Origin of the sequence: Bradyrhizobium sp. ISRA430 (assembly GCF_029909975.1) — a bacterium.
Classification (GTDB): domain Bacteria; phylum Pseudomonadota; class Alphaproteobacteria; order Rhizobiales; family Xanthobacteraceae; genus Bradyrhizobium.
Genome location: NZ_CP094516.1, coordinates 7,703,530 through 7,728,797, shown reverse-complemented (window position 1 = coordinate 7,728,797; position 25,268 = coordinate 7,703,530). Strand labels below are relative to the sequence as shown.

Sequence of the window (25,268 nt, the reverse complement as noted above, 5' to 3'; positions counted from 1 at the left end):
CGGTTTCGCCAGTCGCCTCGCCTATTCTGAATGAAATCGCCGGCTGCTTCAGTGTTTGCGCCTGTCGCGAATGACGGCGCCGAGATCAGCAGGTGTGTGTATGAACATAGTCCATCCGCATGTCAGCGTGCGCTTACTGTCATGTGTAAGCGATCGCTGACACCTTAAAAGGTCGGCGATCGCCAACATTTCGGGATGTCAGCGATCCCTGACATAAACATAAAGAAATGATTAGCTTCCGCCCTTATCCGAGCAGCGCCGGAGCTCGAGACCAACCTTCGAACCCTCAGCTTTCGGAGAAAGTTCTTTGGGTCTATTCGATAGTCCCGATTAAGGCAGCTGAAATGGCCCGAGCCAGAACTTGCCGGTTTTCTGGATTGCTTACCATTGTGGTGTGGTTGCCTGGCATTGGGACCGCATGAATGGCCCCCGCATTCAAAACCAAGTCCCAACCCTTGTTTGGCGAGTTTGCCTTGCGATGCAGTTGTTCGTCAGGTTGTACCTCAGGGCTGATAAGAGGCTCACTGGCATAAAACTGATGTATCTCGATCGGGAGCGACGGCACTCGGTACGAGTGTAGCGCCCGGTGAAATGTCGCGGCCCTTTGATACATCGAAACATCGCCGTGGAGATCGTGGTCTGGAGGTAACGCTCCCATTTGCTGCGCCTTTTCGAGCAACTCAAAAATGGAACATTGCTCAGGGTGTCGTTCGAAAACCTCGCCATATTCATCGCGCGAGATTCCACAACGCTCCAAAACAAATTCTCGAGCCAAATTGATATGTGATGCGCCAGAAGAATCTGCAGGTGAACTAACATCGATGAACGCCATGAATGATACAAGTTCGTCGATGCTCAGGAATTGCTCGGCGATTGCATAGGCCAGGATTGCACCTGATGAGTATCCAGCAAAGCGGTATGGGCCTCGTGGCTGGATCTCTTTAATCGCAAGGATCACCTCTGCGGCCATCGTCTCAAGAGTTGGTGAACAAACGTCATTGAAGGGCGGCCACGGCAGAGCGTAGACGGGGCAATCTACATCCATTTCCGCTACCAAACCGAAGACATAGGAACAATCCCCAAAACCTGTGGGGACAAAGAACAGCGGTGGCTGCGATCCGGTTGATCGAACGGAAATCACCCCTCGGCTACTGGGCTGTGGCTCCACATGAATCTTTGATGCAAATTCCTTCAGAACAGGGGTTTGGAAGAGGTCGGCAGCGCTAAAGCTCAGCCCAAGTTCTAATGCTCGACTGAGCATCTGCACGGCCAGGAGCGAGTGGCCGCCCAGTTCGAAGAAGTGGTCGTGGCGTCCGATGCGCTCGACACCGAGAAGCTCGGCCCAGATCCGCGCCAGCGCGGTCTCGACCGCACCCTGCGGCGCCTCATAGGCCGCCAGCGCATAGGCCTCGTCGGCCGGCGCCGGCAGCGCGTTCCGATCGAGCTTGCCGTTCACCGTCAGCGGCAGCGCCGCGATCGGCACGAACGCAGCCGGCACCATGTAGTCCGGCAGCCGGCTACTCAAGTGCGCGCGCAAGGCGCCCGCAAGCCCACCTCCATCGCCCTCGACCGAGCCGGCCTCGGGGGCGCCGGCCTCGGGCGCGCAGACCACATAGGCGATCAGATGCTTGTCGCCGGCGCGGCTCTGGCGCGCCATCACGACCGCCTCGCGGACCCAGGCGTGCTCGCAAAGCTTTGCGACGATCTCGCCCGGCTCGATGCGGTAGCCGCGGATCTTCACCTGGTCGTCGTTGCGGCCCAGGAACTCAATATTGCCGTCCGGCAGATAACGCCCGAGGTCACCGGTCCGGTACAGCCGATCGCCCTCGACAAAGGGACTGGCGATGAACCGCTCGGCCGTCAGTTCAGGGCGGTTCAGGTAGCCCCGCGCCACCCCCGCCCCGCCGATGTAAAGCTCGCCCACCGCGCCGAACGGCACGGGCGCGCGATGGCCATCCAGCAGGTACACCCGCGTGTTGGCAATCGGGCGCCCGATCGGGACCACTGCCCCATCAAAATCGGCAGGGCAATTCCAGACCGTCGCGCAAACTGTTGTCTCGGTCGGGCCATAAGCGTTGACAATTGATGCCTGGGCGAGACTTCGGATGAGTTCAGCCTTCGGCAGCTCGCCAGCAAGAATGAGAACTTGCGAAGCCAAACATCCCAGATTCTTGCTTGCCGGTAGCAACGCGGGGGGTAACGTCGCATGGGTGATAGCTTCGCTTCGGAGATAATCCGATAGCTTGTTACTCGCTTGACGGATCTCATCCGCAGGCAAGTGCAATGCGGCTCCAGAGCCAAACGCCATAACAAGCTCCCAAGCGCTTGCATCAAATCCAATGGAGGCGAACTGCACGACTCGGCTCTTAGAAGAAGCGCGAAAAAGGCCGAGTTGAGCCAACAGCAGATTGACCAGCCCTCGATGCTGGATCATGACGCCCTTTGGGGTCCCCGTGGAGCCTGAGGTGTAGATCACATAGGCGAGATGGCTGGATGTGAGGCCAAGCGCGCGCGGGTCGGGGTCCGCATCCGGCCGGTCGGCCCAGGCCGGCGTGGCCGTCGCCAGATCGACCACCGTCACAGCGTCCAGCACCTCGCGGCCGAGTGCTGTGCGTCCGGCGGCATCGCAAAGCAGCAGCCGCGGCGCTGCATCGTCGACAACCTGCCGCAGCCGTTCGCCGGGATAGGCCGGGTCCAGCGGCAGATAGGCACCGCCCGCCTTGAGGATCGCCAAAAGCCCGACCACCATCGCCAGGCTGCGTTCCAGGCAGATCGCCACCGGCTGGTCCGGCTTGACCCCGAGGGCGATCAGATGATGCGCCAGCCGGTTGGCCCGTGCGTTGAGCTCACCATAGCTCAGCCGCTCAGCTTCGCAGACCAGCGCCACAGCCTCCGGCGCCTTGTGCACCTGCGCCTCGAACAGCTCGTGGATGCACCGTTCCGACGGATAAGGCGCCGCCGTCCGGTTCAACTCCTCCAAGAGATAGCTGCGCTCCTCGGCCGGCAGGATGTCGAGCTCGCGCACCGGCATGTTGGGGGCATGCTGCAGCGCCTCGGCCAGTTGCTCGAGCGCCCGCTGCATGTAGCCGCAGACCCGATCAGCAGAGACAGGCTCCGCCACCTGCGCCGTCAGGCCGAGCGCTTCGCCATAGTCCTCGACCGACAAGTTTACGGGATAGTTGGTGCGCTCCTCGCCGCCGAGCCATTCCACGCCCGACAGGACATCATCCGTTCCGAAACCGGGCGTGGCCGCCGGCCTGTTGTGACGGTAGTTCAACAGCGCGCTGAACAGCGGCGCCGGCGCCGCAACGCCGCTGCAGCGTTGCGCCAGCGCCAGCGAAGCATGCTCGTGCGCCAGCAGCTCGGAAAGCTGCGCGTGGGTGCTGCGCACGCTCGCCGCAGCCCCGGTCTCGTCCAGGGCAAGCCGCACAGGCAGCGTGTTGATGAACAGACCCATTGTACGGTCGGCGCCCGCCCCCGCATGCATCCGGCCGAACAGCACTGTGCCGAACACCACCTGCTCTCGGCCGCTGCTGCGCGCCACCACCTGCCCCCAGGCCAGATGGCACAGGCTGGCCAAGCTCACCCCGAGCCGCTGCGCCTGTTCGCGCAGCCGCTCGTTGAGCGCCTGCGGCAGCATCCGATGCGCCTCGCCGACGCCGCTGCCGTCGCCGTAGACCTCGCTTAGCCCGAACGGCACGGTGGGCTCGTCGATGTCGGCCAGCATCTTTCGGAAGAACTCTTCGTGCGCTTGTGCACTCACGCCCAGCCGAGTTTGCACAACCAGATTGCGGAACGGCTGGGGCTGTGACAACTCGTGCACGCGCCCCTCCAGCACGGCGCGCACCTCGGTATGCATCACCTCCAGCGTCGTGTGATCGCCGATCAAATGGTGCTGCAACTGCAGCAGCAGCCAGCCCCTGCTGTCCGGCTCGCGCGCTATCACAAACCGCAACAAGGGCGCCTGGCCAATTTCGATGCGCTGCCGGCGCGGATCAAACCGGCGCCGGAGCTCTTCGGCACCGGAGCTTTCGCAGCCGTCCAGCTCGACTTCGCTCACGTGTAGCGGCGCGCGCCGCCAGACGACCTGGACCGGGCTCGACAGCCCTTCCCAAACAAACGCCGTACGCAGGATATCGTGCCGATCCACCACCTGCTGAACCGCACCAAGATAACGCTCCAACAGGTCACGCTCGGCAAACGCCACCTGCGACACCATCAGGTAGGGATCGCCCCGACTGGCTAGCAGATGATGGAACAGGATGCCGTCTTGCAGCGGCGAGAGGCCATAGATGTCTTGGATGTTGCTGACGCCGCCGGGCACTGTGGCGACGATCCGATCGATCTCGCCCTGTGTCAGCTCAATAAGCGGCAGCATTGGCGGCGTAATGGCGGTGCTTTGCTCGGTGATCAGGTTGACGGGGGCTGCCACCTCGTGATGACTACCGAGGCCGGCGGCAAGATCGGCCAGCACCGGCCTGGCGAACAAGGTACGTACCTCCACCCCGAGCGACAGCCGCCGCAGCCGCTCCAAGACCTGCACGGCCAGGAGCGAGTGGCCGCCCAGTTCGAAGAAATGGTCGTGGCGTCCGATGCGCTCGAGACCGAGAAGCTCGGCCCAGATCCGCGCCAGCGCGGTCTCGACCGCACCTTGCGGCGCCTCATAGGCCGCCAGCGCATAGGCCTCGTCGGCCGGCGCCGGCAGCGCGTTCCGATCGAGCTTGCCGTTCGGCGTCAGCGGCAGGGCCGCGATCGGCACGAACGCCGCCGGCACCATGTAGTCCGGCAGCCGGCTACTCAAGTGCGCGCGCAAGGCGCCCGCAAGCCCGCCTCCATCGCCTTCGTCCGCAGCCTCCGGCGCGCAGACCACATAGGCGATCAGATGCTTGTCACCGGCGTGGCTCTGGCGCGCCACCACCACCGCCTCGCGCACAAGGGCGTGCTCGCAAAGCTTTGCGACGATCTCGCCCGGCTCGATTCGGAAGCCGCGGATCTTCACCTGGTCGTCGTTGCGGCCCAGGAACTCAATATTGCCGTCCGGCAGATAACGCCCGAGGTCGCCGGTCCGGTACAGCCGATCGCCCTCGACAAAGGCACTGGCGATGAACCGCTCGGCTGTCAGTTCAGGGCGGTTCAGGTAGCCCCGCGCAACCCCTGCCCCGCCGATATAAAGCTCGCCCACCGCGCCGAACGGCACGGGCGCGCCATGACCATCCAGCAGGTACACCCGCGTGTTGGCGATTGGACGCCCGATCGGGACCACTGACCCATCAAAATCAGCCGGACAAGTCCAGGCCGTCACGTCGATAGCAGCTTCCGTGGGACCGTATAGATTGTGCAGACCGGTCCAAGGCAATACGCGACGAACCTTCTGCGCAAGGGAGGTAGACAGCGCCTCACCGCTACAGATGAGACGCTTCAGCGATGTGCAGCGATCAACACCCTTCGCGTCAATAAAGCTGATCAGCATGGATGGTACAAAGTGTGCCGTGGTGATGCGTTGGCTGACTATCAAGTTGACAAGCGCATCGGGGTCTTTGTGCGCACCAGGAAGCGCCAGCACCAGGCTCGCCCCTTCAAGCAACGTCCAGAAGAATTCCCAGACCGAAACATCGAAGCCAAATGAGGTCTTCTGCAAGACAACGTCAGTCGCATTGAGTGCGTAGGCTTTTTGCATCCAGATCAGGCGATTGATAATGGCCCGATGCTCATTCTGCGCTCCTTTGGGCGTTCCGGTTGAGCCTGAGGTGTAGATCACATAGGCGAGATGACTGGATGTGAGGCCAAGCGTGCGCGGGTCAGGGTCCGCATCCGGCCGGTCGGCCCAGGCCGGCGTGGCCGTCGCCAGATCGACCACCGTCACAGCGTCCAGCACCTCGCGGCCGAGTGCTGCGCGTCCGGCGGAATCGCAAAGCAGCAGCCGCGGCGCTGCATCGTCGACAACCTGCCGCAGCCGCTCGCTGGGATAGGCCGGGTCCAGCGGCAGATAGGCACCGCCCGCCTTGAGGATCGCCAAAAGCCCGACCACCATCGCCAGGCTGCGTTCCAGGCAGATCGCCACCGGCTGGTCCGGCTTGACCCCGAGGGCAATCAGGTGATGCGCCAGCCGGTTGGCCCGCGCATTGAGTTCACCATAACTCAGCCGCTCAGCTTCGCAGACCAGCGCCACCGCCTCCGGCGCCTTGTGCACCTGCGCCTCGAACAGCTCATGGATGCACCGTTCCGACGGATAAGGCGCCGCCGTCCGATTCAACTCCTCCAAGAGATAGCTGCGCTCCTCGGCCGGCAGGATGTCGATGCGGCGGACCTCTTGCTGCGCATCGGCAGCCATCGCCCGCAGCAACGCCAGCAGATAACCACGCTGCCGCTCGATCGTCGCGCGATCGAACAGCGCCGTAACATAACCCAGTGTTCCGGCGATCTCCTCGCCATGCTCGCCAAGGCTCAGCTCCAGATCGAACTTGATCTGATCGATCCCGTCGGAAGCAGCCTCCACACTCAGCCCCGGCAGGTCCAGTGACCCAACCGCATTGTTCTCCCAAGCCAGCATCACCTGCAACAACGGCGTGTGATCAAGAGCCCGGGGCGGCTGCACGATCTCCACCACCTGCTCGAACGGCAGGTCCTGATGCTCTTGCGCAGCCAGCACCGTGCGCCGCGTCCGCTCCAGAAGCTCCGACACGCTCGGCTCGCCTGACAGGTCCAGCCGAAGCGCCAGGGTGTTGACGAAGAAGCCGATCAACCCTTCGATCTCCCGATGCCCCCGATTGGCGCTCGGCACGCCGATCACAAGATCGTCCTGCCCCGACAGACGCGACAGCACCGCCGCCCAGGCCGCCAACACCGTCATGAACAACGTCGTGCCATGCTGCAGGCTCAGCCGCTTCAGCTCCCGCGTCAGATCCGCATCGATGACGATCGGGACCGTGGCCGCGGCAAACGACTGCTGGGCCGGCCGCACACGGTCTGTCGGCAAGACAAGACGGGTCGTGCCTGCCAGGGCGCTGCGCCAATACTGCGCCTGCTTCTGCAGCCGTTCCCCCGACAGCCATTGGCGTTGCCAGGCGGCGTAATCCGGATATTGGATCGCCAGCGCCGGCAAAGGATCGTCCTGACCAGCCGCGAATGCCCGGTAAAGCTGGCTGAGTTCACGCAGCAGCACGCCCATCGACCAGCCATCCGAGACGATGTGATGCTGGGTCAGCAGGAAGACGTGCTCATCATTCGACATCCGCACCAGATGCCCGCGGATCAGCGGACCGCGCGCAAGATCGAATGGCGTGCGCCCCTCTTCTTGGCACAGATCCAAAAGTGCCGCTTCCGCATCAGCTCTGTGCCGAAGATCGTGCTCAAGTACCGGCAATCCCGCATCCGGCGGCAGGACCTCAACGCGGGGCTTGCCTTGCGTCGCGACAAAGACGCTGCGCAGCGCCTCATGACGCGCAAACAGACGGTCAAGGCTGCGCTGCCAGGCGCTGCGGTCGAGCACCCCGCGCAGTCGCAGGGCCAGCGGAATGTGATAGTTCGTGCTGCCTACATTCAGCTGCGCCAAAAACCATAGCCGCTGCTGCGCAAACGACAGCACCAGCGGCTCATGACGCGACACGGTCGCAATCGACGGCAGCTGTTGCGGACCGGAGCGGCTCAACAGCTCGAGGATGCTTGCCGCCAGGTCAATCAGCACTGGCCTTGCGAACAGCGTCGACAGCGACAGTTCGACCCCGACAGCCTGTGACAGCCGGCTCGACACCTGCACGGCCAAGAGCGAGTGGCCGCCCAGTTCGAAGAAATGGTCGTGGCGTCCGATGCGCTCGACACCGAGAAGCTCGGCCCAGATCCGCGCCAGCGCGGTCTCGACCGCACCCTGCGGCGCCTCATAGGCCGCCAGCGCATAGGCCTCGTCGGCCGGCGCCGGCAGCGCGTTCCGATCGAGCTTGCCGTTCACCGTCAGCGGCAGCGCCGCGATCGGCACGAACGCAGCCGGCACCATGTAGTCCGGCAGCCGGCTACTCAAGTGCGCGCGCAAGGCGCCCGCAAGCCCACCTCCATCGCCCTCGACCGAGCCGGCCTCGGGGGCGCCGGCCTCGGGCGCGCAGACCACATAGGCGATCAGATGCTTGTCGCCGGCGCGGCTCTGGCGCGCCATCACGACCGCCTCGCGGACCCAGGCGTGCTCGCAAAGCTTTGCGACGATCTCGCCCGGCTCGATGCGGTAGCCGCGGATCTTCACCTGGTCGTCGTTGCGGCCCAGGAACTCAATATTGCCGTCCGGCAGATAACGCCCGAGGTCACCGGTCCGGTACAGCCGATCGCCCTCGACAAAGGGACTGGCGATGAACCGCTCGGCCGTCAGTTCAGGGCGGTTCAGGTAGCCCCGCGCCACCCCCGCCCCGCCAATATAGAGCTCGCCCACCGCACCAAACGGCACGGGCGCGCCATGGCCATCCAGCAGGTACACCCGCGTGTTGGCAATCGGGCGGCCGATCGGGACCTCTGCCCCATCAAAATCAGCCGGGCAATTCCAGAACGTCGCGAAGGTCGTCGTCTCGGTGGGCCCGTAGCAGTGAATGAGACGTACCGGGCCTTTTTCTTTCAGCAATCTCAGAAATGAGGCGAGATCACCGCGCTCACCCCCACAGAGGACGTACTTCAGCTGCGCCAACGTCGGAGCAATCGATGAAGTATATTGGTTGAACAATGCTGTTGTCAGAAACAGTGATGTCACGCGGTGCTGTTCTAGCGCCCGGGCAAAACTGGGAGTATCCCTGACGGTGGCGGCATCCATTGCAACAATGCAACCACCGTTAAGCAGCGGTGCCCATACTTCGAATGTGCTTGCGTCGAAGGCGGGATTGCCAGCCCATGCCACCCGATCTCCTGCATCGACCTTCACATATCCACTGTTGATCACGAGCCGGTTGACGGCACGATGAGGAACAACAACGCCTTTCGGAAGGCCAGTTGAGCCGGAGGTGTACATGACGTATGCGGCAGTCTCAGCGCTCAACGCCAGACCAGGATCGCTACTACATCCCGTTCCAACTATGAGCGGCTCAATAGCGAGAACAGGTATCGTCGCCTCAACCAGGTCATCCCCGCAAAGCACCAGGCGTGCAGCACAATCGGCCATCAACAATTCTTGTCGCGCAGATGGAAGGGCGCGATCGATCGGTACATACACTCCGCCCGCCTTCAGAATCGCCAGCTGCGCCACCACAAGAGCGGCGGAGCGGTCCAGCACGGTGGCAATGCGATCCCCAGGCTTGACCCCGAGGGCGATCAGATGATGCGCCAGCCGGTTGGCCCTCGCGTTGAGTTCGCCATAGCTCAGCCGCTCAGCTTCGCAGACCAGCGCCATTGCATCCGGCGCCCTTTGCACATGCGCCTCGAACAGCTCATGGATGCACCGTTCCGACGGATAAGGCGCCGCCGTCCGGTTCAACTCCTCCAAGAGATAGCTGCGCTCCTCGGCCGGCAGGATGTCGATGCGGCGGACCTCTTGCTGCGCATCGGCAGCCATCGCCCGCAGCAGCGCCAGCAGATAGCCACGCTGCCGCTCGATCGTCGCCTGATCAAACAGCGCCGTGGCATAGCCCAGCGTTCCGGCGATCTCCTCGCCATGCTCGCCAAGGCTCAGCTCCAGATCGAACTCGACCTGATCAATCTCCTCGCCGGGAGCTTCGACACTCAGCCCCGGCAGGTCCAATGACCCAACCGCATTGCTCTCCCAGGCCAGCATCACCTGCAACAACGGCGTGTGATCAAGAGCCCGGGGCGGCTGCACGATCTCCACCACCTGCTCGAACGGCAGGTCCTGATGCTCCTGCGCAGCCAGCACCGTGCGCCGCGTCCGCTCCAGAAGCTCCGACACGCTTGGCTTGCCCGACAGGTCCAGCCGAAGCGCCAGCGTGTTGACGAAGAAGCCGATCAGCTCTTCGATCTCGCGGTGCCCCCGATTGGCGCTCGGCACGCCAATCACAAGATCGTCCTGCCCCGACAGACGCGACAGCACCACCGCCCAGGCCGCCAGCACCGTCATGAACAACGTCGTGCCATGCTGCAGGCTCAGCCGCTTCAGCTCCCGCGTCAAATCCGCATCGATGACGATCGGGACCGTGGCCGCGGCAAACGACTGCTGGGCAGGCCGCGCACGGTCCGTCGGCAAGACAAGACGGGTCGTGCCTGCCAGGGCGCTGCGCCAATACTGCGCCTGCTTCTGCAGCCGTTCCCCCGACAGCCATTGGCGTTGCCAGGCGGCGTAATCCGGATACTGGATCGCAAGCGGCGGCAGAGGATCGTCCTGCCCAGCCGCGAATGCCCGGTAGAGCTGGCTAAGTTCACGCAGCAGCACGCCCATCGACCAGCCGTCCGAGACGATGTGATGCTGGGTCAGCAGGAAGACGTGCTCATCATCCGACATCCGCACCAGACGCCCGCGGATCAGCGGACCGCGTGCAAGATCGAATGGCGTGCGTCCCTCTTCTTGGCACAGATCCAAAAGTGCCGCTTCCGCATCCGATCTCTCCCGCAGATCGTGCTCAACTATCGGCAGACCCGCATCCGGGGGCAGAATCTCAACCCGGGGCTTGCCCTGGGTCGCGACAAAGACACTGCGCGGCGCCTCATGACGCGCAAACAGACGGTCAAGGCTGCGCTGCCAGGCGCTGTGGTCGAGCATCCCGCGCAGTCGCAAGGTCAGCGGAATGTGATAGTTCGTGCTGTCTTCGTTCAGCTGCGCCAAAAACCATAGCCGCTGCTGCGCAAATGACAGCACAAGCGGCTCATGACGCGACACGGTCGCAATCGACGGCAGCTCTTGCGGACCGGAGCGGCTCAACAGCTCGACGATGCTTGCTGCCAGGTCAGTCAGCACTGGCCTTGCGAACAGCGTCGACAGCGACAGTTCGACCCCGACAGCCTGTGACAGCCGGCTCGACACCTGCACGGCCAAGAGCGAGTGGCCGCCCAGTTCGAAGAAATGGTCGTGGCGTCCGATGCGCTCGACACCGAGAAGCTCGGCCCAGATCTGCGCCAGCGCCGTCTCGACCGCACCTTGCGGCGCCTGGTAGGCCGCCAGCGCATAGGCCTGATCGGCCGGCGCCGGCAGCGCGTTCCGATCGAGCTTGCCATTCACCGTGAGCGGAAGCGCGGCCAGCCGCACGAACGCACTCGGCACCATGTAGTCCGGCAGCCGCGCACTTAAGTGCGCCCGCAAGGCGCCCGCAAGCCCGCCTCCGTCGCCCTCGTCTGAGCCGGCCTCGGGCGCGCAGACCACATAGGCGATAAGATGCTTGTCGCCGGCGCCGTTCTGGCCCGCCACCACCACCGCCTCGCGCACCCAGGCGTGCTCGCAAAGCTTTGCTACGATCTCGCCCGGCTCGATGCGATAGCCGCGGATCTTCACCTGATCGTCGTTACGGCCCAGGAACTCAAGATTGCCGTCCGGCAGATAACGTGCCAGGTCGCCGGTCCGGTACAGCCGATCGCCCTCGACAAAGGGACTGGCGATGAACCGCTCGGCTGTCAGCTCAGGGCGGTTCAGGTAGCCCCGCGCCACCCCCGCCCCGCCAATGTAAAGTTCGCCCACCGCGCCGAACGGCACGGGCGCACCATGGCCATCCAGCAGGTACACCCGCGTGTTGGCGATTGGACGTCCCACGTGAGGCATCTGGGGCCAACATGACGGATCGCCCGCAAGGTGGTGCTCGGAAATGACGCTGATTTCCGTGGACCCATATTGATTGATCAATCTCGCGTTCGGGTGTGCTTCGAAGAACGCCCTGAGCAGTGGAGTGGCCTGCAATCGCTCGCCGGCTGTATAAAGCTCTCTTAAAGAGGGCAGCTGCACGCGCTGCGTGCTCCAGACTTCCGCAAAATGATTCAATGCTACGAACGGGAGGAAAAGCCGCTCGATCGCCTCCCGCTCTACAAATTCCAGCAGGTCGGAGAAGCGCCTCCGGGTCTCTTCCCGCAGGAGCACAAGCACTCCGCCGTCCTTCCAACAAATGAACAATTCCTGGCAGGACACATCGAAGTTCAGGGTCGCGAATTGAAGTGTGCGCAGTTGTGACGTGCCAATCCCCGCAAGCGAATTCACAAGCGCGCCATGCGACATTTCAACGCCCTTGGGGATTCCGGTTGAGCCGGAGGTATAGATGACATAGGCGAGATGGCGCGATGTGAGGCCAAGCGTGCCCGGGTCCGGGTTCGAAGGCGGCCGCTCGCCCCAAGTCGGGGTCGCCGTCTCCAGATCGACCACCGTCATATCGGCCACGGCTTCGGCGCCCAATGCGGTTCGACCGGCGACATCGCAAAGCAGCAGTTTCGGTTCTGCATCGTCGACAATCTGCCGCAGCCGCGCCGACGGATAAGCCGGATCTAGCGGCAGATAGGCGCCGCCGGCCTTCAGGATCGCCAAGACACCAACCACCATCGCTAGGCTGCGTTCCAGGCAGATCGCTACCGGCTGGTCCGGCTTGACCCCGAGCTCGATCAGATGATGCGCCAGCCGGTTGGCCCGCGCATTGAGTTCGCCATAGCTCAGTCTCTCCTTCTCATGGACCACCGCCACCGCTTCCGGTGCCTTTTGCACCTGCTCCTCGAATAGCTCATGGATACATCGCTCAAACGAATAAGGCGCCGCCGTCCGATTCAAATCCTCCAGTAGATACGCGCGTTCGTCGGTTGGCAGAATGTCGATTCGGCCGACAGCCTGCCCCGCATCGTCCATCACGCCGCGCAACAACGTTTGCAAATGCTGCGTCATGCGGTCAATCTGCTTCGTCGCCAATCGAGCGGCATCAAAATGCCAGCGGAAGCTCCCATCCGGAGCGCGAACCTCAAAAGTCAGCAAATTGCCGCATAAGGCTTGGCCCGTTTTGTGGCTCGTCGTCAGATCGTCAGCGACGGAACAGCTCTCTGTCGTGATTGCAATGCCAATCGGCCAAGGCTGGCGCGCCCGTAGCGCCTCCACACCTCTCAATGTCGGGCAACGCGCGATAAGATCCCGGGCAAAGCTAGCGTGCGTCCTCAGCTGAGCGACTTCGGCCGCTACGGTTTTGCGCACTTCTTCAAAATCATGAGCAAGCTCAATGCAAACATCCATCGGCACGACGGAGGCGATCAACACCTCGACGAGTTTGGAGCCAGTTTGCAATCCATCCCATGCAGGCTTCCATCCCAGTTGAAATTCTTTTTCCCCCGTGATCCGAGCGAGATAGATCAGCCAAGCCGTTACCAAATACTCCGAGCGATCTTGTGGGGATAGTTTAGCCAAAGTGCTTAGGCTGGACCACGAACTCGACTGCCATCGGGAAGGCGCTGCAGCCGCGGACGATGACACGAAAGGAGGATGCAGTCTTCTAAACTGCTCGAGCCGCCCTCGCCAAAACTCCTCCCCACGCGCCAGCAGTTCATGTGCGGCAGATATGCTCTGCACCTGTTCATCGCTCAAGATTGGAAGGCGACTTCCTTGATTCACGTAAATCGCTCACACCGGTTCGGATCTGTTGTGGGGCTTAGGCTGCCCTGCATTGATGTGACGAAACCCTTCGCCGAAGCAGATCACTCAATCTTCCTGCCGACCTTCCGCATCACCAAATATGGTACCGGCAGTATCGCAGCTGCCAGTCAGAGTTTCTGGTGGGCGTTCTCATCGAACGACTTCTCCTCTATGGCGCCCTTGAGAGGATTACGCATGTATCGTGCCAAAGGTGAAATCGACTGCAATCAATGCGATAGCCACAGCAGTGCTATGTCAGCTGTCCAACAGCGTCGCCAGACATCGGACAACTGAGCGCGCTATCAATCGGCACAAGCCTCCGATCGCCTGGTCCGGACAAGGGAAAATGGACCTGGAATGCCAAAGTAATTTGTCAGCTCAGCCGAGCCGCATCACGTGCGCATCTCGTAAAACCGGGACAAAGACTTTTTCTGAGGTCCGCGCGCGCGGTACGAGGCAGTGCCTGGATCGCTCGAGTAAATGTTTCTCGCAATTGGCGGCAGTTCATATTGGATTGGCGTTTCTTCGCATCGCTCAATATGTGGAGCCTGCCGGGTCGTCGAGCTTGTGGCGCTCGGTTCCGGTGAGGGGCGGGTTGAAGATGCTAACGAGGATCATGTCGTTGTCCCGTCCCCCGCGCAGGAAATGCTTGTCATGCTTGTCAAGCACATACATGTCACCCTTGCGAATGGGAAAGACATTGCCGTCCATGTCCTCGACCTCGCCCTCTCCAGCGATGCAGTAACAGGCTTCGAGATGATTCCGGTATTGCAGAAGCGAAACGGTGTTAGCGCGCACCACGGTGTGGCAGATGCTAAAACCCATGCCGTCCTTATCCGTCAGAAGGCGGTGGCTAGTACCATTGCCCCAATCGACGAAGTGATCGGTTGCTTCGACGTCGTGCAGGCTACGCACAATCATAGTGTTCGATTGCCCGGTGCAGGTTGAAGTGATTGATCCAAAAGCTGGAGGCCGTTGTTCTGCCCCGGAACTGCGACTTCCCTGTCGCGCGACCGACTGCGGTCTCCGTCGAAACAACCAACCGTCGGTCGCAGAGAACCCGTGCAGTAGTCCTACGGGATCGGCTACACGCAAAAGACTTGCCATTTGCCCGACGGCGACTAGTAACAATATCGGCGCGAGGGTATTTCGCAGCCGAGCCCGATCGGCGCGTACCAACTTGATGTTCCACGTCTCGAGCGGTACCGCCGCTTACCTTTGTATTCCCCAGCATGCTGCTGGAGATATTGCCGGCGACATAAACTGTCTCCAGTCGCAGATTTGGCAAGCCGTTTCCTTCCTTGCTGTGCCTCTCGCCGCGAATACGGTTCCGCAGCGTCTCAGCCAATTGAGCAAATCTCATGCCGTGGTCGCAGACCGATGAAAGATAAAGTTGTGGCTGTCTCAGCTGGCTAGCGAATGAGAACGATTTGGCTGGGCGTGTAGCCAATCTAACAAACTGCCGAGATATGGCCGAATACAAACAGGTCCGCGAGCGAGAACCGTTCGAACAATGCGGCTTTTTAATCCGCTATGGGTAAATGCCGATATAGATTGAGCACCTGATACCCGAGCCGAATGAACCCACGTGCAGGTCACTAGATCAGGTCCCCGGGGCTAGGCCAACAGCAGGCGGATATCGTCGATTATGCCCGGTCTCGAGCTCATGATGATGCCGTCGCCAAGAAATCGCGTGGTCCGGAACGCGCGCGTCGTTCGCGGCTCCGCGCCTAGCTTGCCGGCATGTCCGGCCCCTTCCGAAGGCTAAACGCGAACGGGAAGGCCTCGGCCGAAAGAGACTCGAGCGCGGTCTGCTCTTCGGTGAGGCGTCTTTCGATGAACGGACGTTCGACATCCGACAGGTTCGACTTCAGCAGGCGACGACAGCGGTGGATGTTGTTGCGGTGAGCACGAATGCGGGCCAAATATTCATCGAGCATCCTGGACGCTCCTGACGTCGTCGCAATCTCTACGAAGATATATTCAGGCGAGCATGTCGTCGGTCAACGCGCCGCCTGTCGCCGCATCTCGGAAGCCGTTCGGCAGGCGGATAAGGACCATGGCAGTTCGTGATATCATTCCTTTACCTAGCCTAGCATTTCCATCGCGACGATCCGCAGCGATTTTGGCTCGCCATACGCCGTCTTTCTGCTCGGGTAGTCGCTCATACAGAGCTGGACGCTTGTAAAGCGCGAGGAATAGTCGGCAACGCCCCCGCCGCCGGACGCTTGTCGCTAATAAGCTCGGCCGCCAGTATTCTCTGCCGACGAGCTGAACATCGTTTGCCGATGTGCTATACGCATCTTCGTTGAGAACAGCTTTTTGAGAGTTTCGATGTCTCTTTCGATTGGATTGATTGTGGACGGCTATGTGAAACTAAACGACCGTATCGCGCTGGAGAACCTTCTAGCGCATCGGCGGGAGCTACTGCAGCAGCTGAAGTGTGTTACTGGAATTGATCCGAAGCAAGCGGTCGCTCAGGTCAGTCAAGAAATCGCAGTGATCGAAAGTGCACTTGCGGCGCTCGCGCCAGAGTAAACAGCAACGGCAGACCGGCTCGCGTCAGTTGACCGCCTCCTTTTCCGTGGCCATAATTTCCGTGGCCATCTGACGCCAATTGCTGAGTCGCTCCGTCAATGCCGCTTTTTCGGTCGAAGAGCGGTTTGATCGATCCGCCGCCCGTCGGCACGTCAGCTATAGTGAAGACCCGGCTGCGTGCGCAAAGCGTGGACGCGCTGCCTTGAGTGGGAACCGCTCTCTTGCTTCAAAGATCTGCCTCTCGCAGCGAGCGACGCGTCAAACGATTCACATATGCAAATGCGCCCTGGCGGACGCATGGCCCTATCGTGACGGATCAGGCAGAGAATCGGGGAACCAGGCTTGAGCGACGGCGCTTCTTCGCAAAACAGATTTTTCGTTCGCAAAGGCGGCAAGGGTTGAATGGTTTATGATCGAGAACGTAAGGGGCCAGCGCTGATTGGGACCAGCTTGGCAACCAATCTAACCATAGAGCAAGCCGAACAGGTGAAGCGGATCCTCACCGCTCCGCAGGAACACAAGGTCTCATTTTGAGCAGAGCATTCGAGATGGCAGGTTGTGTGATCGTTCGGGCCTACGGAAGGCAACTTGATCAATTGCGCGAAGAAGCCTCCCGTATTTCCCGAGGACTGAGAGTCGACTGGTGGATCGAACGCGCAGATGAAGGAGCGCGATTTTGCTTCGAGAACGAGGAATCGAAAAAAGCTTTCGCCTCGATCTGCGAGAACCTCGCTATTGCTTTCCGGGAAGCTTAGAGAGTTGATTTCAATACCAAGGCTTCTGAACCGGCCAGGATCTGAAGGTGCCCTCTTGGCGCTTCTGGCGATCGACGAACTTGCAAAGACCCAACGAAAGCGTTTCGGCGATCTCTGCAGGACCGGCGGCAACTCCGATCCGTAGGCCTGATCCATCACACCAACAATCCCGTTCTCATCGCCGGATCTGCTTTTGATTCTTCTCGTTGCCGCGATAACAGACGCTTTGAGACGAGCTACGCATTGTGCTGCAGGTGGTGAGGCCAATAATGAGGACCGCTAGGGGGCTTACCTGTGAAGCACATTCATACCTGCTTGTTCTTAAGGGCCCGCCCACCGAAAGGCTGTGCGTGTCGGGGAGATTGCCAGGGTGACGCCTCCAGCGCTCCTGTGCCTGATTGTTCGAGGGGTCGATACTTGTCGCGCCGGAGTTTGATCTGGCGCAGAAATGCTGCGCAAGAAAAAATGTATGATGCGCGCGCAACGCGAACTATCTGAGACAATCGATCGCCGAACTCTCTCATCAGGATCACGGGCCTGGATTCGCAGCTCCGTGTGCCGGAGTTTACCGGCGCATTCATCGCGAAATCTGCATTGCATCAGAACACGTGTTGCCGCCGCAAGGGCACCATATGCACACGCCGGCGCAACGAGCGGTTCGATGGCGATTGATTGTGCATGCCGAGCACAATGTAAATAGTTTAGAGTCCGACGAAGGTCGGACTTTTCTTTTACGAGCTGCTGCGTGTGGGGACGATATTTCGATGAGTCGGGCAGGCGAGCGTTAGAGAGCGAGAGGCGAGTCCAACCGCCCGCGCTCTTTCGCTTGCTGATCATGGAAGGGGCATCCGCAAGGTTGGAGAGGGACAAACATGTTCGACCTCTACGTAAACGATAGCGACGAATTGCTGGTCGTGCCCCAGGGAGCTCGACCACCTATCATCGGCTCGTTCGGCAAGTGGCGAAAAAAGAAAACACGCGTGACCAGCGTCAGCCAGGAGATCAGGTCGGTCGTTCAGAAACAGGGGCACTACATCCGAAAACGGAGTGATTCGAGGAAGCGGATCCCTACGGAAACCTGAGCAGATCAATCTGCAATCGCCGGGCCTCCACATGTGGAAAACCATACCACGCGCCATGGCCAGCGGCGTACGGTTTTGCGCGAGCTCGTCTCGCAGAAGCCTCGCGTGCCGAACGTCGAGCGCGGGATTTAAATGAAGGCAAATGCAAGCAGACTAGAGCAACGCAGCGCAAGGCCGGCGGCGGTCAGCGCCAACAAGCTACCGGACACAACGTCATGATGCGCATGAACCGTCCTTCATGGTGCGCCCGGAAGCAGCACGAGGGGGCGGCTGCCTTCCGCGGTGAATAGCCAAGCACTAAATTACCACTCGAATTCGCTGCACTATTCCTGCCGCCCTCAAGGGAAAATGCATTTTTTGAGCGCAAACATCCCGCTGTTCGGCGGCTACTGGCGAAAACGAACGAGTATCAAGGTTTGTGAGCTTTTTGCTGGCCAATACGCTGTGTGCGTGGGATGCCCCGTAAGAGCCGTCCCTGCTCCAAGGCCGAGATGTGAGCCGTTTCATAATTGCGATATATCGTTTCGAGTAATCCTTGTTGCATGCGCGTACTCCTGATCCTCCTCGCGACTTTTACGATCATATTTGCGGCACGTGACCAGCACCAGAATGGCTTTGTGCCACGCCCGACGGCGTCCATGCCCCCGGTCGACGTGCCGTAACCCAAGCACCTGCCTCAGTCCGCAAATGACTTGACGCACTTCATCAATATTGGGCAGCCACTCAGACTCATACTCGCGATCTGCACCGCTGCTTTGTAGGCAGCACATCTTCCGCCCTGGCGTGGGGACAGCTACGTCATTCGGTCATTGCGGAACTGGCGTAGCGGCACTTAAGTCCGGCAGCGCAGGCCAAGCTCAAGGAGCCGATCGGCGACACTTCGCTGGCCGCCATCTCAAACTGGGCGGATGACTATAAATTCGTACCGGAAGGACACCCATCGCTGGCATTTCATCGATATTGACATCGAACCACCGACGTATGACGCTTCCCTCGATCGCCAGGGTGGAAGCAGCCAGGGCACCTGCATCGTCCAAGGTCTTCCGGCGGCGATTGCGATCGTCAAAGGCAATTCACGGCCTGAGGCAGACAGGTTACGCGAGCTGAAACTCGTTGTTCATCTGGCTGGGGACCTGGAGCAGCCGTTGCACGTAAGCGAGCACAACGGCGATCAAGGCGGGCGGCAACAAACTTCACATCGTCTTGTTAGGAAACGGTCCTGCGGCGCGACGTATACGCGCGCATCAATATTCCACAGCATGTGGGATGATTCTCTCGTCGATCTCCAGGCGAATTGCCGCCTCGGCGCATGCGATGGACATAAGAGCCAACTCCTGCCGCCAAGAACGCTCGACCGCAACCTTGCGGGTCATGGACATCGGCAACGATTATGCCGTGGCCATCAAAGCCCACTTTGGAGCGCTAGTGAAATGAGCCGCGCGTCTCAAGGCTATTCTGGACGATGCACTCGGCGGTTCAAATGCAACACTTTCGGTCGACAGCAGCAAGCAACTCCCTTGCTGATAGGTTCGCGCGCGGTCGCGTCGCCTGCGGCTTAGCGACCCGGCCAGCTCGCAGAGGTGTATCGTCGTCGCAAATCGATGGCGGCCTAACGTCACCCGAAGACGGCGTTATCCGATGGAGCATTGTCATGTAATTGTATTCAGTTCGACTAAGCAGCCGCCCAGGCTCACAATCTTGTCGCGAATGAGGTATTCCATTCGAACCCTCAACGACCAAAAAAAGCTCGAACCATGCTGCTTCTCAACCGGCACACCGACCACCGCTCTGCCCTGGATGACTCGGATGCCGATACGCTGAGCCTCGACGCTGCGCGCGACGTGGAGCGCTTTCTAGCGCATCGCGACGGCCACAGGATGACCCCGCTCGTTTCGTTGCCGGGCCTTGCTCACGAGATCGGTGTAGGCTCGATCCATCTGAAGGACGAGGGCCAGCGACTGGGGCTTGGGAGTTTTAAAGCGCTGGGCGGGTCCTACGCCGTGATCCGGCTGGTGCTAGAGGAAGCAGGTCGGCAGCTCGGCCGATCTGTTGATGTCTTGGAGCTCCACACACCTGAAGTGAAGACAGTGGCACGGGAGATGACGGTATCCTGCGCCACGGATGGCAATCATGGCAGGTCGGTCGCGCAAGGCGCCAAGCTCGTTGGTGCGAACTGCGTTATATTCGTCCATTCAGGTGTTAGCGACGAGCGTATCGCCGCGATCGCCCGTTTTGGCGCGCAGATCATCCGCATCCACGGCAATTACGACGATTCCGTTGCCGAGGCATCGCGAGTTGCCGCGGAAAAGGCTTGGATCACGGTATCTGATACGTCCTGGCCGGGCTACGAGCGTATTCCCGGGCTCGTGATGCAGGGATACACTGCCCTCGTAAGCGAGGCACTGCGTCAGTTGCCCACCACACCGACCCACGTCTTCGTGCAGGCCGGCGTAGGCGGAATAGCCGCAGCCGTTGCGGGACATCTCTCGGTTCTATTCGGGGACAACCGCCCGTTCTTCACGGTTGTTGATCCCTCGCGCGCGGCATGCCTGTTTGAGAGCGCTCGAGCCGGGCATCCGGTCAAGGTGGAGCATGGGCCATCGACCGTGATGGCGATGCTCGAATGCCATGAACCTTCTCTCGTCGCCTGGCGCATCCTTTCGCGCGCAGCGGACGCCTTTATGACTGTGGACGACGAGGACGCAATCAGTGTCATGAAACGGCTGGCAAATCCCAATCATGGCGACGCTGCTGTCGTCGCGGGGGAGAGTGGCGGTGTCGGTCTGGCCGGCTTGCTGAAGATCGCCTCCGACGAGACATTGCGCAATAAGATCGGTCTTGAACGCGAAGCACGGATATTCTTGATCAACACCGAAGGGGCCACTGATCCTCGTCTTTACGAGGGGCTTGTCGGCCAGACGCCAGCGCAAGTGATCGCTAGGAATAATTGCACGGGCGGGTCCGTAAACCTCTAATCGGTCGAAGCCCAATTGCGATCCCGACGTTCTTAAGCAGAATGGGTTTCAAGTCCCGAACGCTTCTGTTTGAACACGCGCTTGGAAAGACGTCCGAATGTGCAATCTCCTGTCTGATTGCGGTTGCCGGCACAAGTGTTCAGCTTGTTACGACAGCCTGCGAGGCTCGCTCTTGTCTACGAGGTCGACGTTCATGGTCGCCTCAGGATGGTAGTCCGAAGATCGGGAGCTGCTATCTATTAGGCGCGTACTACCAGGTACACAGATTGCGGCGCAGTCATCCCGACCTCGTCCTCGCAGGACGTCATCGCGCCTTGTCGGCGGATCCGATGAATTGCTAATTGATCATGCGGTCGCCTCCTCGCGGGTCCACTGGAACTCACTTCCATCTGCCCAGATCCGATGCATCACGATCGCTAACTTTCGTCCGACTGCTACGACTGCTCGGCGAAGGCCGCATCGCTCGGCCACCCTTACACCCCAGGCTTTCAATGCGGACCAACGCTGGGTGCGGGTTAGAAGTGCAAGCGCGGCCTGATAAAGTATGGTCCTGAGCATCACATCGCCGCACCTCGAAATAGCGCCATTCCGATCGATTTCCCCGGATGCGTATTTGCGTGGCGTGAGGCCGAGATGCGCGCCAATGTCGCGGGAGCGTTGAAAGCGATCCGGGTCATCAATGGTTGTTAGAAAAGTGATTGCCGTCAGTGCACCAACACCTGGTATCGTCATGAGCCGCTGACATGTCGGTTCGCGGCGCACTATTTCAAGTACCATCTTGTCTAGGACGCCGTACTGTTCACGCAGCGCGGCTCGAGCCACCAGCATTGGGCCGCGAGCCATGGATGGCCATCTGTGAGTTCATTAGTTTGTTGCTCAAACGTCACTTGAGATATACGACCAGACAGCTTTAAGCCGAAGACGCGTAAGACGCCGCGAATTTCATTCTCGATATCGATCTGCTTGATCAGAAGCGTCTTGCGATTGTTGAGAAGCATTCGTAGCTCCTGGCTCAGGTCACCCTTGATATGAACGACGGTGTACCAGCCGACCCGCATTACCTGTGCAATAGCGCGAGCGTCGTTTCGATCGGTCTTAATCGGCATTGTCTTAGTCACGCCACGCAGTCTTCGGGATCGATGCAGACTGCGTGTAAGTCGGCAGCACGCAGTTCGCTGTACAGCCAACGAACGAGACCACCAATCTCAATCCCGATCTTGACAATGGGCAACCCGCTTTCGTTGAGCCAGGCAACAATAGCCTCCGGTTCCGAAAGTGCTTTGCCCTCGCGAATGACGACGCCATTCTCGTCCACAACACAGATAGCCGTCTCCTTTGGCGAAACATCCAGACCGGCATAGTGCTTCATATTCCCGCTCCTGCTGCCGCCGGCTCGCCGGCCTCCCTTCCAGGCTGAGCCTTTCGAGCAGCAACCGCAATCACCCCCATCTACGGCGCGACAACCAATCAAGAGGCAAACTTCCACACGGATGTATCGAGCAAAATTCTGGCGAATGGCGACACGCCGTCAGCCTGAACGTGCAAAACATGACTCTTCCAGCGATGAATTGGTGCGTGCAACTCTCACGCCCCAAAGCGCCCTATGGAAAATCCAGACCCGGCGAGCGGAACCGGCTGTCTTGCGCGTCATTGCCCTGGGAGATCCGCTTGGAGCGGCCGATGCGTCGGACGGAAAATGCGACAGAGCGGCGAGGCGGTGCAGCCGCTCCGGCAAGACCGGAAGAGTTGGCCTACCGACTGCACCAGCAATCGACTCTCGCCGAGTTCGGGCGGCGGGCGATCGAGGCGTCAGCGCCCGATGACCTGCTGGACTCAGCAGTGCGCTTGTGCGCCGAGGGCATGCATGCGCGGTTCAGCAAGGCAGCCGAGTTCCTGCCCGCCAATAACGCCCTTTTGCTCCGCGCCGGCGTGGGGTGGAAGCCGGGCTTTGTCGGCCAAGAGGTGATGGGTCTTGACACGCCTGCCGGGTTCGCGTTCCGAACGGGCGCGCCGATTATTTCGGACCACCTCGATCAAGAGGAAAGGTTCCGAACGCCGCGGCTTCTGGCGGAACATGGCGTCAGGCGAACGGTGAGCGTGCCTATCCCCCTCGGTGCCGATCGCCGCTGGGGTGCGCTGGCCGCCGACAGCCCCGCGGATACCGGCGAATGGGACGAGGCGGACGCCGAGTTCATGATGGGAATGGCGCAATTGCTCGGGGTCGCACTCGAGCGGTTGGAAGCCAAGCGCGAGCTTGAGGAGAGCCGCGCCACCTCGGCGACAATCGTCAACTCAGTCGACCAGATCGTCTGGGCCGCGCGCCCGGACGGCTATCATGACTTCTTCAACGAGCGCTGGTACGAATACACGGGCGCGCAGCCCGGCTCGACTGAGGGCGATGAGTGGGCGCAGCTTTTTCATCCCGACGACCGCGTGGAAACTTTCGCGCGCTGGCGCCACAGCCTCCAGACAGGCGAGCCCTACGAAATCGAATACCGTTTGCGGCATCGCTCCGGCGTCTACCGCTGGGTACTGGGCCGCGCGCGCCCGTTCGCAACGAGGCGGGCCGCATCGTCCGCTGGCTTGGAACATGCACCGACATCCATGCCCAGAAGGAGTATGGAGAGCGCTTCCGCTTGCTCTATCAAGCGCAGCATACCGCGCACCTTGTGCTCGCGCCGGACTTCACGATCGAGGAGGTCTCGGAGCCTTATCTCGAGGCGACCATGACCCGCCGGGAGGGCCTGGTCGGCAAGCGGCTATTTGAGGCCTTTCCGGAAAATCCCACCGACCGGGGGGCCGCCGGGGCGCGCAACCTGCGCGCCTCGCTTGAGCGGGTCCTGAAGCAGCGCGCCGCTGATCGAATGCCGGTGCAGAAGTACGACATCCGGCGCCCTGATGGGACTTTCGAGGTGCGCTGGTGGGCGCCGCTGAACACGCCGGCGTTCGGTCCAGACGGCGAGGTCCGTCACATCATCCACCAGGTCGAGGACATCACCGGAGAGATGCTGGAGCGCGAGCGGGCAGCCGAAGCGCGAGCCGGCGAAGCCCGCTTCCGCGCGGTGGCCGAAGCCATTCCCGGGCTGGTTTTCGAGACGGATACCGAGGGGCGCAATACCTACGTCAGCGAACAGTACTGTGAGTACACTGGCTTGTTGAAGGAAGTCCTGCTCGGGCACGGCTGGCGCAAGATCTGCCACCCGGATGATCAGGACCGCGCCGCCGCTCTTTGGGGAGAGGCCGTGCGGTCGGACCGGGCGGTCAGGACGGAATGTCGGATCCGTCGCGCCGACGGGGCTTGGCGGTGGTTCCTATTGCGCGCGGCCGCTGTGCGCGACCACACGGGTCAGGTGGTGAAAGGGATCGGCATCTGCATCGATATCGATGATGCGCGGCGGGCCGAGGATGCGCTTCGCGAAAGCGAGGAACAGTTCCGGAGTCTGGCCGACTCATTGCCGCAGCTCGCCTGGATGGCGGACGCGAAGGGTTGGATTTGCTGGTACAATCTGCGGTGGTACGCTTATACAGGGACCACAGCGGAAGAGATGCAGGGCTGGGGCTGGACCAAAGTCCATCACCCCGATCACGTCGCGCGGGTGGTCGAGCGCATCCAACGCGCGTGGGATACCGGCCAGCCGTGGGAGGACACCTTCCCCCTGCGCGGCGCCGATAGACGGTATCGGTGGTTTCTCTCGCGCGCGGAACCTGTAAAGGACTCCGAGGGGCACGTGGTCCGCTGGTTCGGGACAAACACTGATATCACTGAGAAGAAGGAGCTGGAGGAGTTACAGAAGACGCTGATCCACGAAGTCAGCCATCGCGTGAAGAACAGTCTGACTCTCGTTTCAAGTATCCTCAATCTGCAGGGACGCAGTATGAACGGCGCCGCGCGTCGAGTGCTGGAGGACGCGGCGCTGCGGGTGCATGCCGTCGCCAACGTGCACGATCAGCTCTGGCGGGGGACCAATGCGCGTGAGATCGACCTTGGCGGCTTCCTGTGCGGCCTCGGCGAGACCATCGCGCACACTGCGCCCCAACATTCCACCCGCTGTCGCGCCGACCCGGCGGTGGTGAGCGCGGACTTGGCCGTCCCCCTCGGCCTGTTCATCAATGAACTCCTCACCAACGCCTACAAGTACGCTTACCCCGCGGACCGGCCGGGCGAGGTGGAGGTGCTGGGCGCACGGCAACCAAACGGCTTGTATCGGCTCGATGTGTGGGACCATGGCGTGGGGCTTCCGCCGGGGTTCGACCTCGCCAAGGCGCGCGACAGCCTCGGCATGCGCGTGATCAACAGCTTGGCAGCCCAGCTCCAAGGAAAGCTGACGGCCGGATCCGCTGAACCGGGCGCGCGGTTCACCCTGGTGTTCCCACTTAGGGAAGTCTGATTGTGCCATGCAGCATGCCGCAAGCGACA

10 protein-coding genes and 1 pseudogene are annotated in these 25,268 nt (G+C 61.1%); 6 read left to right on the top strand and 5 right to left on the bottom strand.

The window, feature by feature from the left end:
- Window positions 1–313: 313 nt before the first annotated feature.
- On the bottom strand, window positions 314–13,240 hold the full coding sequence (locus MTX21_RS36255; protein ID WP_280969230.1) for a non-ribosomal peptide synthetase: 12,927 nt from the start codon (window positions 13,238–13,240) through the stop codon (window positions 314–316).
- A 111-nt stretch (window positions 13,241–13,351) separates the two neighbouring features.
- Here MTX21_RS36255 and MTX21_RS36250 point away from each other — a divergent pair, with 111 nt between their 5' ends.
- Window positions 13,352–13,795 (top strand): hypothetical protein, encoded by a 444-nt coding sequence (locus MTX21_RS36250; protein ID WP_280969229.1) that lies wholly within the window; start codon window positions 13,352–13,354, stop codon window positions 13,793–13,795.
- Between the two features lie 240 nt (window positions 13,796–14,035).
- Here MTX21_RS36250 and MTX21_RS36245 read toward each other — a convergent pair whose 3' ends face one another.
- Both MTX21_RS36245 and MTX21_RS36240 read right to left on the bottom strand, forming a co-directional pair.
- Window positions 14,036–14,422: an ectoine synthase gene (locus MTX21_RS36245; RefSeq protein WP_280969228.1), complete on the bottom strand. Its 387-nt coding sequence runs from the start codon at window positions 14,420–14,422 to the stop codon at window positions 14,036–14,038.
- 809 nt (window positions 14,423–15,231) lie between these two features.
- Complete coding sequence (locus MTX21_RS36240) at window positions 15,232–15,441, bottom strand: hypothetical protein (RefSeq protein WP_280969227.1); 210 nt, start codon at window positions 15,439–15,441, stop codon at window positions 15,232–15,234.
- A 394-nt stretch (window positions 15,442–15,835) separates the two neighbouring features.
- On the opposite strand from MTX21_RS36240, the gene MTX21_RS36235 reads away from it, so the two are divergent.
- Complete coding sequence (locus tag MTX21_RS36235; RefSeq protein WP_280969226.1) at window positions 15,836–16,039, top strand: hypothetical protein; 204 nt, start codon at window positions 15,836–15,838, stop codon at window positions 16,037–16,039.
- Between the two features lie 1,627 nt (window positions 16,040–17,666).
- Window positions 17,667–17,876 carry a hypothetical protein gene (locus MTX21_RS36230; protein WP_280969225.1) on the top strand — a complete coding sequence of 70 codons (210 nt, stop codon included), beginning with the start codon at window positions 17,667–17,669 and terminating at the stop codon, window positions 17,874–17,876.
- Window positions 17,877–19,120: 1,244 nt separating this feature from the next.
- Here MTX21_RS36230 and MTX21_RS36225 read toward each other — a convergent pair.
- A complete protein-coding gene (locus MTX21_RS36225) occupies window positions 19,121–19,249 on the bottom strand; it encodes a hypothetical protein (protein ID WP_280969224.1) in 129 nt (42 codons plus the stop codon).
- A gap of 381 nt (window positions 19,250–19,630) precedes the next feature.
- On the opposite strand from MTX21_RS36225, the gene MTX21_RS36220 reads away from it, so the two are divergent.
- A complete protein-coding gene (locus MTX21_RS36220) occupies window positions 19,631–20,851 on the top strand; it encodes a diaminopropionate ammonia-lyase (RefSeq protein ID WP_280969223.1) in 1,221 nt (406 codons plus the stop codon).
- Window positions 20,852–21,196: 345 nt separating this feature from the next.
- Here the strand turns inward: MTX21_RS36220 and MTX21_RS36215 are convergent.
- Window positions 21,197–22,220: pseudogene (locus tag MTX21_RS36215) on the bottom strand (IS110 family transposase).
- A 311-nt stretch (window positions 22,221–22,531) separates the two neighbouring features.
- On the opposite strand from MTX21_RS36215, the gene MTX21_RS40205 reads away from it, so the two are divergent.
- Window positions 22,532–23,581: a PAS domain-containing protein gene (locus tag MTX21_RS40205; RefSeq protein WP_348637469.1), complete on the top strand. Its 1,050-nt coding sequence runs from the start codon at window positions 22,532–22,534 to the stop codon at window positions 23,579–23,581.
- Entirely contained in the window at window positions 23,488–25,239 is a 1,752-nt protein-coding gene (locus tag MTX21_RS36200) for a PAS domain S-box protein (RefSeq protein ID WP_280970904.1), read from the top strand. The genes MTX21_RS40205 and MTX21_RS36200 overlap by 94 nt, the downstream gene beginning before the upstream one ends.
- Window positions 25,240–25,268 lie beyond the last annotated feature (29 nt).